This is a genomic window from Brevibacillus sp. IT-7CA2 (assembly GCF_949767855.1).
Lineage (GTDB): Bacteria > Bacillota > Bacilli > Brevibacillales > Brevibacillaceae > Brevibacillus.
Genome location: NZ_CATKQT010000003.1, coordinates 44,898 through 58,707, shown reverse-complemented (window position 1 = coordinate 58,707; position 13,810 = coordinate 44,898). Strand labels below are relative to the sequence as shown.

Here is a 13,810-nt window from a genome sequence, read left to right as displayed (position 1 = left end):
AAACTGCCCTCGAAAGGACAGTTTCTTTTAAAAGGAGACTTACAGTTTTACTACGTTCTCAGCTTGTGGGCCACGGTTGCCTTGAACGATGTTGAATTGAACTTTTTGACCTTCGTCCAAAGTTTTGAAACCGTCACCTTGGATTGCGCTGAAGTGTACGAATACATCGTCTCCGCCTTCTACTTGAATGAAACCGAAACCTTTTTCTGCGTTAAACCATTTTACTGTTCCGTTCGTTTGCATTTAAAAAAACCTCCAAAAATTCAATTTGAATATGCTAGTCATATTTACCGAAGCAAATAAAGCTCACATATCATGAAGAAATACCAGATCTTCAAATATGATACGCCTTCATGATATGTGAATATTATTTACTCCGCGAATATACGATTGTCATAGGACGGAACTGCAAAATTAAAAACTAAACCTTTTGAAAACCTAAAACAATGAAAGCCCATCCTCTCTTCCATCCTTGCGGCTCCGATGACCGCGCCAGTGTGAATCGGGGATTCAAAAATGTTATCCATCAGCATACACCTCGATGAATGATTAGGTATCAATTTTTCAAGTAGCAATCTCATTCTACCATGGATGTCCAATAAAAGCAACCGTTCACCCTATACTGGAGAAGGCGGTACTCTGTTACAATAACAATGGGAGGGATTTCATTGCAAAATCATACTTTGACAACGATTCAATTATCCGAAATGCTTGAAAAGAAAGTGCCTGTACTATTAATGGACGTACGCGACGCCGAAAAATTTATCACCGGCAGCCTTGTTCATGAAAACGCTTCGACACGTAACGTCCCCTATCTTCTAATGAAAGAACAGGACAAGCCGTTCGATGAGGAAACCGAAAAACTTGCGCAAAATGTGCAGATTGTTACTGTATGTACAACTGGTAACAAAGCGCAAAAAGCTGCCGCTCTTCTTCGTGAGCATGGTTTTCAAGCAAATGCATTGGAAGGCGGCTTAACCGCATGGAAGGAACAATCAAACGAATCGAAATGAGCCTAATTTATCAACCCTTTTAGCTATTTGCCATATATTACTCCTTTATTTCGATTGGGATTGTCTGATATCGTTGTTCATGCCAAACGAAATAAGCCGAGACTTCCTCTTGAAAGGAAGTGCGGGGGACTTTTTTGTGGATGAGATATTCCACATTGGGGTGAATCGCCGAACTGGCGTAGGGTTGTTTCCTCAATCCGAATCCGACAACTAACCTCGTAGGCAAAAAAAAGGAGAGATTTGTTTAATGAAACGTTTTGGTTCTGTTACAATCGCGATGACTCTTGGTCTGGGCTTGGCTCTAACAGGCTTTGCTACTTCTGCTTCGGCTGCTTCTAATTGCCCTGTTCCTGGCGGACAATTCCAATATTATATGCCACAATTCCAAAAAGCTCCAAATTCCCAGCAATTTTGGAACTTCTTTCAACAAAAACAAGGCTTTGCCCCTGGACAACCAATGCCAGTACAACAGCCAATGACACCGATGCAACCTGCAAAGCCGGTACAACCAGCTCCAGTTCAAGCTGCACCAGCGCAACCTAGCAATAACGTCACTCAACCTGCCGCTCCAGTAAATCAAGCGGAGCAAGGAAAAACTGGTGATTTTGCGAAACAAGTCGCGGATTTGGTGAACCAAGAACGTGCAAAAGCAGGTCTCAAGCCTGTTCAAATGGATGCAGCACTGTCCAAAGTAGCGTTGGCAAAAGCACAAGATATGTCTGCTAACAACTATTTTGACCACAACAGCCCAACGTACGGTTCCCCATTTGACATGATGAAGCAGTATGGCATTCAGTACTCGACTGCCGGTGAGAATATCGCCATGGGTCAACAGAGTCCACAAGAAGTTATGCAACAATGGATGAATAGTGAAGGTCACCGCCAAAACATCATGAACCCTGCGTTCACAAAAATTGGTGTAGGCTTCACAAATGGCTACTGGGTACAAGAATTTATCGGATAGAACGCATTGCATGAAACGAAAAGCCGGTGTCTCTTAATCGAGACCCGGCTTTTTCGTGTAGGCATTATTCCTGCTGTGCTTCGGATGCCTGCTTTTTGGGGGTACAACAGCAGCTATCCTGCTCATTTACCAAAGCGACGTCCTTTTGATGCATTTTTTGCTTGGTTGGGTAAGCAGATACTTGCTGCAGCTCGGCATTGACATCAGACGATTGGTTCATCCGTATGGCCCCCTTGCCTTTTTTTGTGGTGCATCCCTAGTATGCTCGCGGTTGTAAATGACTCATTCCTAAGGAACACTGGAAGCACATGCAAATGAGCCTATCTGCTAATGATATGTTCAAGGTCTTTTAAGGCAGCCGCTGCTGCTGCGACAGGATCTGATTTTCCTCCAACGACCAATAAATCCCCCATGACATCTGTTTCTACCCGTATGGCTTTTGTCGTACCTGATACAGATGCAAATGGATGGGTAAGATCTACTGCACACAGCTCCACTGCTACAGAAACCGTACCATTCACTTCCTTTTGGATGCTTCCGATCAACTTGGGAATCTTCGTATGCTTCTTCCACGTCTCGATTTGTAACGCGGTTATTTCGCGAATACTTGCGCGTGCGATATCGGTCAGATTTACTTGCGCGTCAAAAGCGGCGTTTGCCAAGATCGTGATCTTCGAAGCTGTATCCCAACCATCGACATCGTAAGAAGGATCCGGTTCGGCAATCCCCATCTTCTGAGCGAGCTCGACTGCTTCCGCACAGGTAAGCCCCTCTTCCATCATTTTTGTGAGCACGAAGTTAGTTGTTCCCGTAAAAATGCCCTCGACTCGTTTCACTTCACAGCCTGCCAAGTTATACTGCAATAGATCGATCGTTGGCAGGGCTGCTGCTGTTGCTCCACTCACTTTCAACGCGACGCCATGTTTTTTGGCTAGAGCCGCTAAACCAGCATAATCGACAACAAGCGCACCTTTTGAAATCGCGATTGCGTGTATAGCATTTTCCAATGCATAACGAATAAAAGTAAGACCGGGTCCTCCCTCTTTTTCGGATGGACCAGCCTCAATGAGCACATCCGCTTGAACCGATTTGATAAATTCCAGCGCGTTCCATGATGGGTTCCTTGCTTGTTTTGTATGAGCATAGTCTTCCCATTTTCCTGAGTCGATTCCGTTCTCATCGTAGAGACCGGAAGACGAACGAACGACTCCCACGAGTCTGACATCCGCTTGATAAAGCTCGCGGTACCGCTCCCGTCGCTGCTCCAGCAGTCTGGCTACGTGCTGTCCTACTGTTCCAAAGCCGGTTAACATAATATTCCAATGTTTCATGAGTCTATCTCCTTGTTGTCTATGCTCCGTTTATTTCCACCATTTTTTTCTACTTTTATCCTGTATCCGGTGCAAATCCTTGCGATTCAGTTTCTTTCCTGTTTTTGCCGAGTAGAGCTCTTCCGTATGATCAATAAACAAAATTCCTTCCAAATGGTCCATCTCGTGCTGAATACACCGAGCAAGAAAATCTTCGGCTTCGATTGTCTTTGTTTCTCCTTGGCGGTTCAGCGTCTGAACTTTGACATAATTCGCCCGACGAACGATTCCAAAAACACCTGGTATCGAAAGACAAGCTTCTTGCCCTACCTGCTCACCTGATTTTTCCATCAACACCGGATTGATCAGTTCAATCAAGCCGCTGCCGCAATCCATCACCACTAAACGCTTCGGGATGCCAATCTGGATCGCAGACAAGCCTGCTCGACCTTTCGCAGCGTAAATCGTTTGGGCCATATCATCCAAAATCTTTTCAACCTGTGGAGTAATGGATGGTACTCTTTTTGAAGTTTCACGCAAGATAGGGTCCCCCAGGCGAACGATCATGCGTTCAGCCATTTCCTTCTCCCTCCCGCATTACTCAGTTTTCGATTTCAAAGTAGCAAATCAGGTCGCCGCTGTCAAAAGGAACCTTGCAAAATCTGAAATATCCCGCTGGGCAAGGGTGACAAATGCATGTAGATACGCTATCTTTATTGGTAAAGATAGATGTTTGTATATGAAAAGGGAGGCTACCATGCATTCATTAGCATCAACGCTGAACGAAACGATTCAACGCGAAAACCCACACGTATATGAAATGCTGTCCAATATCGCTAAGCTGATTTATTTCCCAAAAGAGGGGATTCTTAGCCAGTCGGCAGAAGCGAAAGCAAAAGCGAAAAAGTACAACGCAACCATCGGGATTGCACTGGAAAACGGTCAACCGATGCATCTTAAGGTCATCCAGGATAATCTGTCTGCTTACCAGCCAAAAGATATTTACGAATATGCTCCCCCAGCAGGAAAGCCTGAGCTGCGTGCAGCATGGCGTAAAAAAATGATCGAGGAACAGCCTTCACTGGCTAACCATACCTTTAGTAACCCCATCGTTACAAACGCATTGACGCATGGCCTGAGCATCGTATCTGACTTGTTCGCTGACAGCGGCGACAGTGTCATCATCCCAGATAAAAACTGGGAAAACTACGAGCTTACGTTTTCGATCCGCCGTGGTGCGGAAATGGTCTACTACCCATTGTATAACGACGAGATGAAATTTAATGCTTCTGCTTTGCGTGATGCCATTCTCGCACAAAAAGACAAAGGCAAAGCCATCGTCGTACTCAACTTCCCGAATAACCCAACTGGCTATACACCAGGTCCAGAGGAAGGAAAACAAATCGTCGCTGCACTCAAAGAAGGCGCTGAAGCTGGCATCAACATTGTCGCGGTGACAGATGATGCGTACTTCGGCTTGTTCTTCGAGGATTCGATGCACGAATCTCTCTTCGCTAGCCTGTGCGACGTTCACCCTCGCATTCTGCCTGTAAAAGTAGATGGGGCTACCAAAGAAGATTACGTATGGGGCTTCCGTGTTGGCTTCATTACGTATGCATCCCCATCCAGCGACTTGCTCAGCGCTTTGGAGCAAAAGACAATGGGAATCATCCGCGCGACTCTTTCCAGCGGATCGCATCCTTCCCAAACGTTCGTACTGCACGCAATCACAGCTCCGGAGTACAAAGCACAGAAGCAGGAGAAATTCGATATCATGAAAGGCCGTGCCAACCGCGTCAAGGAAGTGCTCGACCGCGAAAAATACAATGACGTGTGGACTTACTATCCATTCAACTCCGGCTACTTCATGTGCCTCAAGCTAAAGACTGTCGAAGCGGAAACATTGCGCCAGCACTTGCTGGAACAGTATGGCGTCGGTACGATCGCTCTCGGTCAAACCGATTTGCGCATTGCTTTCTCTTGCATTGAAGAAGAAAACATTGCTGACTTGTTCGAATTGGTCTACAGCGGTGTAAAAGATTTGGAAAATGCATTAACCAAATAAATGTAACTACTACTATTGCAAAAGCGTCTTGGCCTCGAGTCAAGGCGCTTTTTGTTTTCTTACAAAAAAAAGCCCCGGATACTCACAAAGTGTAAATGCGAGGGTTTCCGAGACCTTTCTATCATGCTATTTCTATTAGCTTTCCATTAGCTTTCAATCGACGAACGCATACGCCGTGGCTGCTGTGTACCGATAAAAATGGAGGCGAGCACCAGGATCATCCCCACTCCATGCATCAAAGTAAATGCTTCGTTCAAGAAAAAGACAGCCACAAGAGCAGCACTTATCGGCATCATTCCGGTGAACAAGCCAGCTTTCGAAGCCTCCACCTTCTCCACTCCTTTGTACCAGAGAATGAAGGATAAGATGCTTGCCGTAAACGCATAGTACACAAGAAGCCACCATACATTTGCAGGTACGACACTCCAATCAAACCGCAAGCTTTCCCAGATCGCAAACGGAAGAAACAAGACAAAGCTGATGACATTTATCGCAGCCGTCATTTGGAAAGGCGTAATTTTCCCAGAAAGTCTTTTAGCGAAAATCGTGAAGAGAGCTTCGCTGACGACCGCAAAAAATACGAGCAGATTGCCCAGCATGCTTATCCAGTTTTGCTCCCCGCCGCTTCCTGTGAATGTAATGAAGCCGATGCCGCCCACTGAAAGACCGATCGCCACTAAGCTGTTGGCGTGTAATTTTTCCTTGAGAATCCAGAATGAAAACAAAGCGATGCAGGCAGGTACGGTACTCGTAATGATACCGGCTGCAGTAGCAGTCGTCCACTGAACGCCATACAGCATGCAAATACTAAACAGAAACACGCCGAAAAACGACTGCCAGAATAACACCTTGCCTTCCTCACGGCTCCAAGACGTTTTCCATTCCCCGCGCATAGCCAGCAGCGGCAATAGGATAACGATCGCGAGCAAAAAGCGCAGCTCCGAAAACAAAAACACAGGAACATGGGAAACAATTTCTTTACCGATGGAGATGTTGCTTCCGACTAAAGCCATAGCCAAGGCTAACTGAATGTAAGCTAACAGCATGACGACTCGCTTCTCCCTTCAACCTCCTACAATTCTCTACATCTGGCCAAACTACTTGCGATTAACCTGCGTTTTGCCATTCTTTTTGAGATGACGGGATTTTCTTTGTCTTTTTCTCTGCTGCCCCCACCAGCCAAGTACCAAACGGCAGTTTTCCCAGCCCATATGATATGGCAAAAGAAAGAATGGAGCACAAAACGAATGCTACCATACTTCCCCACACGCCCGTGTGAAAAAGCTGAAGCTCGCGCAAAATCTTCATCAAGTACGTCAAGATCAGCGCATGAATCAAATAAGCTCCGTACGAATATTTCCCGAGGAGTCCTAGCCAATGTGTCCATTTGGACTGCTTTTTGCTCATCCATAGGCAGAGAGCGTACACAGCCAGTAAGCAAGCCATCGTATAGAGGAACATGGACGGTTTCAAGGATGTCGCTACGTTTAAATTGATCTGGCCTTGCCCTGAATCACGCAAAAGTTCATAGCCAATAACTGCGTACAGGACACCGACCGAAACAATGATCCATTGCCAGTATCTTTTCAGGATTGCACGAAATGCAGGCAGTGTGAAGGCGACCAAGCCACCGAACAAAAAGTAATAGAAATAATAGAACGCATTTCGATCGCGGTATTTGATGAAATACGTATCAAGCCAATTCATATCGAATCGAAAACCGTGCGCCGGGATGTACCGCGCTGAGAACCACATGAGGCCCCCATAAATCAATCCGGAGAACCCAAGGGCGACAACGAGACGGAAGCGGCTGGTCACGAATCTGCGGAAAAGTTCAAATACGCTTTGCCAAAACGGATATAAAAGATAGAACTGAAAAATCATCACGACGAACCATAGATGATACGAGGATGTCCCTGTCAGGAAATTTTTGCTTACATTCCAGACGAACGATGCTCCCTCACCCAAAGGCTTCTCCATCAAGTAAAGATAGACCACCGACCATATTCCATACGGAACCAAAATCTCCGTTATCCGTTTACGCGTGAAGGAAATATAGTTCACTTTTTCGGAGTAGTTGTAAAACAAAACAAGACCCGTGATGAAAATGAATGCTGGTACAGCGAATTTCAGCAAATGAAACAACATTCCGTAGACGATCGACACCTGCTCTGCCAGTCCCGGCTCACGGATATACACACCAATGACATGCTGATAAACCACAGCCAAGAATGCAAAGGCCCGGATCAGATCCAACTCACCAATTCGTTCTTTTCGAGCCATAACCAAATACCAGATCCTTCCTGTTTTTACGAAAAAAAGTGCTATCTCCCATCTTACCGACCAAAAGTCAGTCTGGCAAGCCTCAAATCAAAAAGACTGATACCCTTTTGTACTGATATCAGTCACTACTATCCACCTTGATCCGAAGATAGATCAGCCAGACTTCGAATCGGCCAAATTAGACTTTGTACCCCACGTGAATACAGTGCTAGATGTGGTGAATCCGTTAGTGGGATTGACAGGTTTTCGGTCATCGCGTTTTCACGAATATGAAAGGCTGTCTCCTGTAGCTGCCACGGCTCGTGCACCACATCCGCATACATCATTTGCTTCTTTCTGTTACACCTGCAAAAGAGTGTGTATCGCTCCGTCAGCCAATGCATCAGCGTTCCCTCTTTGGCGAAAAATCTGTCAGCGAGAGGCTGGTAGCTGCCTTCGAACGAGGGAGACTGAGGTAGACCAGATAGACGTCGAGAGGTAAAATCGATCCGATCCCCTTGGCAATGAAAAGCCATCTGGGCCCGATAATACGGCAGTCGATACCAAAATTTCGCAATCTTGATCACGAGAGGATTCGACGTATCCAGCGAAAGAAAATACACGCCAACCTTCCCTTTCGCCTTCACATACGTCCGCACATTAATTTCCGGGAAAGTCGTCGTGAATGGTACGGATGGCATCCGCCGCAAACGCACGCCACTCAGTAAAAACGGGATAATACTGATCCATGCCTTGCCATCGTAAGTATCGAGCTCAAGCCCTGCTGGAATTAGCGCTTTGATAGACGCTGGGGAAATTGCCCAATGTAAAAAAAGAAGATGCTCCCACGTCTGCGTCATGGTCCATCCGTTATACTGGGCAGGCGACTTGATTTGGATGATCCTCTGTTCGATACGAATCCCTCCCATTCGTACGGTCGAGCAAGCGATTTTAACTGGAAGAGGATGAATGATAGGCAAGGGGTACTTTCGTCACTTCGCTCGTCATCTCATCGAGTGAGACGAGATCCGCAGCGGTCACTTCACGAAGAGACGTCTTCCCCAGCGCGAGAATGGCAATTTCCATCTCATCCACAAACGAAAGAAAAAAATTAGTCAAGTATTTCGCGGCTGATTCTGGGTCGAATTTGTTTTTCAAGCTCCCTGGATAGGTGGTCAGCTCTGTCGGTGGTTCCCACGGTATTGCTTTTGTCACCTGATCATGGGTCATCGCCCACAAAACAGCCGTCCCCATAAATATACCGTCTGCTCCCAAAGCAATCGCTTTCAAGCACTCACCCGGGGTATTATATCCGCCCCCAGACAATAAGGTAATGCGTTCTTTCACACCTTTTTTCTTCAAATAGCGCACGGCCCGGGTCAGCGCATAAATCGTCGGCAAACCGAAATCATCCTCCAGGATTGGAGGTCCTCCTTTTGTCCCCGCTTGTCCGCCATCAATGCTGATAAAATCTACACCGGCTTGGATGACAATTTCCAGGTCTTTTTCAAGAATGGCACTGGCACAGATTTTGACGCCAATCGGGACGCCGTCTGTTATGGCGCGCAGCTTGTCTACGAGCTGCTTGAGATCCTCCGGCTTCGATACTTCCGGATGCCGCGAAGGGATGACGATCATTTCTTCGTCCTTAACCCCCATGATTTCAGCAGCTCTTCCCTGGATATATTGCGCGGGGATAAAGCTCGCGGCAGCTGCAGTCGCCCCCTGTCCAAAATGGATCTCGATGGCGTCCGCCTGTCGCAAAATTTCCGGCTCCTTTGCCCACTTTCCCGAGTTGTATTGGAGAATTAGATGTTTGGCGAATTTCCTTTCTTCTGGCAGTAACGGACCTTCCCCCGTATTCGTCAAACTCCCCACTGCGGCCGTTCCTTTTGCAATCGCGATTTTCACATCCTCACTTACACCGATACCGTATCCCATTGCCCCTGCCATGAGCGGAATGTCCAAGGTTAACGGCTTTTTTGCCATGGGTCCAATCGTGATTTGCATATCCACTTCTGTATCCTCACTCGAAGGCATCTTGGCCAGCTGGGCAGGAGAAAATATCAAGCTATCGAAGTTCAAGAACTTGCGCGGACTTCCGAAAGGACGTTCGATGGCTTGTCCAGTAGCTGCTCGCAAGCTGTTCTCCAGGACGTAGCGTGGACTGACTTTGGTCATTGCGGAGACCATCTCAAAAATATTTTCCGGATAACGGTCTGACATGAGGCGCTTCATGAACTTGGCGAGCAGCCACTGGGTAAGAGGTCGAAAAAGACAGATCAAAAGCAGTCCCACTACGATGAGTGCAGCTATCGATCCTACAAAGGAGCCGATCAAAAACGAAATCCAGTTGCCAGCCATCCTTTTTCTCCTTCCTACTGTCAGAGCGCTGCTGCTTGTTACTAGGTATGTGAGATAGGAAAATTTTGCCCCAATCATGCCACTTTTATCCTACGCTTTTCCTGACCGTTGAAGGTAGAAAAACGCCCAGATTAACTGGACGTTTTCGAGCGAAGCCTTCTCCACAAATAAAAATAACAGGACGTCAGCACAAGCACGGCAGCAATTGTCATGATAGTGTCAAATCGCATGAGATCCTCCTTTTCGTTTCATTGGTACAAATTTGCCGTATGTCAAACAGCGCCAAAGCCATTCTGCAGGACCAAACTGATAGTTGGCGAGCCACCAGCGACTAACGAAGATTTGCGCAGTGAAAATCACCAAGCTGAACACCAATCCGAGAGCCAGCCCATGCGTTCCGTACAAATGTCCAACACGCACGACCAAGACAGCGATGATGGTTTGGCTCAAATAGTTGCTTAACGCCATTCTGCCGACTGGTTCCAAATGCTTCAGCATGCGCTTGCCGCTCTCTTTCCGATAAAGAAGCAGCAGTGACGTGATGTAAAAAGCGCACAGACTAAGACCGCTCCAGGTAACAAATGTCTGAACAGCGATCGAGATTGAGGCTGGGAATTTTACGATGCCAAATTGAACAAGCGGAATCATCGGTACAAGCACAGCACTTAAGCCCAGCGCAATCCACCATACACGGCGAATGGCCGGAATAAATTCTTCCGTCCTCTCAAATACTCCCCGCTTGGCTGCAAGAAATCCGAATAAAAAGAGCGGCAGAACAGATAGGATAACTATAAACTCAAGGGAGAAAACGACTGGAATTTCGTAAGCAACCCGGAATTGCAACCACTCGATAATCGATCCATTGGTATAAGCATCGATTGCTTTTTGAATGAGCGGTGATTGATCTGGCATAGGAACGAGTTCCTCAGGAACAGTCAGCATCAGAGCGGCCAGTGCCTGCATACCAATCAAGAGCGTCCACGCCCATCTTTTGATCGTCTTTTCTTGCCTGTGGTAAAACAGCAACAGAAGAAAACCAGCTAGGGCGTACGTATGGAGAATGTCTCCATACCAGAGGAAAACAAGATGTGCCATCCCCACAATCAGCAGCACCAATAATCTGCGAGTAAACAGGCTCTGATAAGGCAACTGTTTGCTCTCGGCGCGATGCATAAACAGAAAAAAGCCTACCCCAAACAAAAACGAGAAGATGGTGTAAAACTTCGTCTGAACAAACATGTTAAACAAAAGCCGTATCCAACCATCGATTACCGTATGGGTATTGACCATCCCTGCATCTGGTAAGAACATGATGGGATACAAAAATGACGGCATATTCACTAGCAAGATCCCCAAGAGAGCAAAGCCTCTAATCCCATCTAGCTGCCGAATTCGCTCACCTTCCGCAACAGGTGCTACTTTCACGTAATGAACCTCCTCAACTACGCTTTAGGCTTTAGGCTTTAGGCTTTAGGCTTTAACACTTTTAATACGATTGAACCTCGAATAAAGTTACAAAATGCTTCTTCCACAACAAGAGAGCTTCGCAAAAACGAAGCCCTCTCTTACGTGCTGCCTTATTTTGATGGGGAAGTTGTTGTTCCTGTTCCTGTGCGGTTTGTCCTTTTCCGAAAATCGAGCAGAACACCGACAAAACCAGCAAATAACGCTGGCATGATCCAACCGGCCCCTTCCTTATAAAAAGGAAGAACACCCAAGATATCGTTCCAGCTCTGATTAAAAAACGTAAGATTTATCAAATCCACGACACCAAAAACCGTCACAACTGCGACAGTCGTCATATAAACAGACGAATGCGCAGGTATCCAGCGCTCTAGCAACGCCAACAAAATGAGCACGATAGCAATTGGGTAAATAGCGCCCAGGATTGGGACTGATACACTCAAAATCTCCGATAGGCCCAAGTTTGCGACTCCCATGCTCAGGACACAGAGAATCACTGCCCATCCTCTATAGGACAAACCTTTGAATCGTCCATGAAAGTATTGGCTGCAAGAAGTTACGAGTCCAATCGATACACAGAGGCAGGCAACGGTAAAGATGACACCAAGAATCAGCGTACCGCTTGTCCCAAATAGCTGCCTCATGATAGCCGTCAGGAGCAGCCCTCCATTCTCAGGCCTACCTAAAGAGGCTCCGGATGAACCGAGCAATCCCAAAATGACATAGATGAATGTCAGCAACATACCTGCTCCGAGACCTGCTTTGATCATATTCGCAGACAGTTGCTTTTTGTCCTCGATTCCCTTGCTCCGTAGCGTATTAGCGATCACGATACCAAATACGAGTGCAGCCAAAGCATCCATGGTTAAATACCCGTCCAGAAAACCTTGCACAACTGGATTGGTGGCATATTTTCCTGCTGGTACCCCTGTTGGACCCAGTGGTGTAAATAAGCTCTTGATGTAGATTAATGCAATCATGGTCAGCAGTGCCGGAGTCAGTATTTTTCCAAAGCGATCAATCAATTTGGAAGGAGTCAGACTAAACCAAAAGACAATACCAAAAAATACGATTGTATAGAGGAAAAGACTCCATGTGGAATCAGCGGCTTGTGCCGGCAAAAACGGCGCCATTCCCATCTCGTACGCGAGACTGCCTGCACGCGGGATAGCAAGTGCGGGTCCAATCGACACATAAATCAAAATAGGAAAAATAAGAGCAAAGCTTGGATGAACACGACTCGCCAATTGGTAAAAGCTCCCTGCTTTTGCGATGGCAATCACCCCAAGGATAGGAAGACCGACAGCCGATAAGACAAAGCCCGCAATCGACAGCCAAACATAGGAACCAGCCTCTTGACCCAGATAGGGTGGAAAAATAAGGTTCCCTGCACCAAAAAACATCGAAAACAGCATAAAACTGACCAGCAACATTTCTTTCTTAGACAAAGTTATCATCGATGTGTATATTACCTCCCACCTTATTGAGAGGCATTCTATCAACTTTTGCGTCCCTTAGCTAGTAGCAACGCCATAGTTGTAATTGCAAGATCATTATCATTTTTCTTACTTTACTTAGAAGTAAAAAAACGGAGGAAACCACCTGCCCATATCTTACCTTTTGAACATCGACAAGTGGTTTTCCTCTTATCATTTTCGCATGGAGACAATTCGTTTGTAAAAGGACTGATCCTCCAGCTTTTGAAAGAGAGAAAGAGCAGGTCGGAAGTTGGCTTCAATAATCCACGGTTTGCCATCCACATCAATCCCTAGGTCCAAACCGATCTCCCGGAGTGTCGGATAGGCTCTTCCCAATCGATTAGCTACCGCCGCAGCAACCATGCGGATATCACTCAAGAGATGCGGTCCCGCTTCTATATTCGACAGCTTGATTGCCGTGCGGACGGGTAAAACTTTTCCACGGCTGCGAGCTACATTTGTCACGACATAGCCCGGTCCTGCAAGCTTTGCACACCACCCCGTTATGACCCAGGGCTCCTTGTTGCTCCTTCGCTGGATCATGACACGTACATCAAAAGGCTTGCCGTTGATTCTACCGAGTGGGATACGTGGCTGGAGTAGGTATGTTTTTGGTCGAAACAACGATTCCACGTATCGGATCGTGGCCTCTTTCCCATCCACAAGACGACGACGACTCCCACTATGAACCAAATACTGCTCTTCTCCTCGCGCCGTTACTTGAATAATTCCTACCCCACCGCCGCCTCCCGAAGGCTTCAGCATCACGTGTGTAAACGCATCTGCATACTCCCATAGCTCTTCAGGAGAGTACACGCGGGTTTTGGGCAAAAACTCCTGCAAAAGTTCGTCTTTGACCATGTGCTTATGCTTGCCCCATTTTCCTACGT

At 46.7% G+C, this 13,810-nt stretch carries 14 protein-coding genes and 1 riboswitch; of the genes, 3 read left to right on the top strand and 11 right to left on the bottom strand.

Features of this window, described 5'->3' with window-relative positions; genetic code table 11:
- Positions 1–39: 39 nt before the first annotated feature.
- Entirely contained in the window at positions 40–243 is a 204-nt protein-coding gene (locus ACM6JA_RS02155; protein ID WP_007729289.1) for a cold-shock protein, read from the bottom strand.
- A 425-nt stretch (positions 244–668) separates the two neighbouring features.
- On the opposite strand from ACM6JA_RS02155, the gene ACM6JA_RS02150 reads away from it, so the two are divergent.
- A complete protein-coding gene (locus ACM6JA_RS02150) occupies positions 669–1,013 on the top strand; it encodes a rhodanese-like domain-containing protein (protein ID WP_414850971.1) in 345 nt (114 codons plus the stop codon).
- Positions 1,014–1,097: 84 nt separating this feature from the next.
- Positions 1,098–1,253, top strand: a riboswitch (cyclic di-AMP (ydaO/yuaA leader).
- A gap of 7 nt (positions 1,254–1,260) precedes the next feature.
- Complete coding sequence (locus ACM6JA_RS02145) at positions 1,261–1,977, top strand: CAP domain-containing protein (RefSeq protein WP_414850970.1); 717 nt, start codon at positions 1,261–1,263, stop codon at positions 1,975–1,977.
- A gap of 64 nt (positions 1,978–2,041) precedes the next feature.
- Here ACM6JA_RS02145 and ACM6JA_RS02140 read toward each other — a convergent pair whose 3' ends face one another.
- The 3 genes from ACM6JA_RS02140 to def form a co-directional block, all read right to left on the bottom strand.
- Positions 2,042–2,197 (bottom strand): hypothetical protein, encoded by a 156-nt coding sequence (locus ACM6JA_RS02140; protein ID WP_186380574.1) that lies wholly within the window; start codon positions 2,195–2,197, stop codon positions 2,042–2,044.
- A gap of 100 nt (positions 2,198–2,297) precedes the next feature.
- Positions 2,298–3,308: a homoserine dehydrogenase gene (locus tag ACM6JA_RS02135; RefSeq protein ID WP_414850969.1), complete on the bottom strand. Its 1,011-nt coding sequence runs from the start codon at positions 3,306–3,308 to the stop codon at positions 2,298–2,300.
- A 30-nt stretch (positions 3,309–3,338) separates the two neighbouring features.
- On the bottom strand, positions 3,339–3,866 hold the full coding sequence (def, locus tag ACM6JA_RS02130; RefSeq protein WP_414850968.1) for a peptide deformylase: 528 nt from the start codon (positions 3,864–3,866) through the stop codon (positions 3,339–3,341).
- Between the two features lie 178 nt (positions 3,867–4,044).
- Here def and ACM6JA_RS02125 point away from each other — a divergent pair, with 178 nt between their 5' ends.
- On the top strand, positions 4,045–5,352 hold the full coding sequence (locus ACM6JA_RS02125; RefSeq protein WP_414850967.1) for an aminotransferase class I/II-fold pyridoxal phosphate-dependent enzyme: 1,308 nt from the start codon (positions 4,045–4,047) through the stop codon (positions 5,350–5,352).
- A gap of 146 nt (positions 5,353–5,498) precedes the next feature.
- On the opposite strand, the gene ACM6JA_RS02120 is transcribed toward ACM6JA_RS02125, so the two are convergent.
- The 7 genes from ACM6JA_RS02120 to ACM6JA_RS02090 all read right to left on the bottom strand — a co-directional run bounded on the left by ACM6JA_RS02120 (position 5,499) and on the right by ACM6JA_RS02090 (position 13,781).
- A complete protein-coding gene (locus tag ACM6JA_RS02120; protein ID WP_414850966.1) occupies positions 5,499–6,398 on the bottom strand; it encodes a DMT family transporter in 900 nt (299 codons plus the stop codon).
- A 61-nt stretch (positions 6,399–6,459) separates the two neighbouring features.
- A complete protein-coding gene (locus tag ACM6JA_RS02115; RefSeq protein WP_414850965.1) occupies positions 6,460–7,635 on the bottom strand; it encodes an acyltransferase in 1,176 nt (391 codons plus the stop codon).
- 128 nt (positions 7,636–7,763) lie between these two features.
- The gene (locus tag ACM6JA_RS02110; RefSeq protein WP_414850964.1) at positions 7,764–8,543 is read right to left on the bottom strand and encodes a YqjF family protein; all 780 of its coding nucleotides are present in this window, start codon (positions 8,541–8,543) and stop codon (positions 7,764–7,766) included.
- Positions 8,544–8,565: 22 nt separating this feature from the next.
- A complete protein-coding gene (locus ACM6JA_RS02105) occupies positions 8,566–9,978 on the bottom strand; it encodes an FMN-binding glutamate synthase family protein (RefSeq protein ID WP_414850963.1) in 1,413 nt (470 codons plus the stop codon).
- Between the two features lie 219 nt (positions 9,979–10,197).
- Positions 10,198–11,403 carry a DUF418 domain-containing protein gene (locus ACM6JA_RS02100; RefSeq protein WP_414850962.1) on the bottom strand — a complete coding sequence of 402 codons (1,206 nt, stop codon included), beginning with the start codon at positions 11,401–11,403 and terminating at the stop codon, positions 10,198–10,200.
- Positions 11,404–11,555: 152 nt separating this feature from the next.
- On the bottom strand, positions 11,556–12,899 hold the full coding sequence (gene brnQ / locus ACM6JA_RS02095; RefSeq protein WP_414850961.1) for a branched-chain amino acid transport system II carrier protein: 1,344 nt from the start codon (positions 12,897–12,899) through the stop codon (positions 11,556–11,558).
- A gap of 192 nt (positions 12,900–13,091) precedes the next feature.
- On the bottom strand, positions 13,092–13,781 hold the full coding sequence (locus tag ACM6JA_RS02090) for a YheC/YheD family protein (RefSeq protein ID WP_414850960.1): 690 nt from the start codon (positions 13,779–13,781) through the stop codon (positions 13,092–13,094).
- Positions 13,782–13,810: the final 29 nt, after the last annotated feature.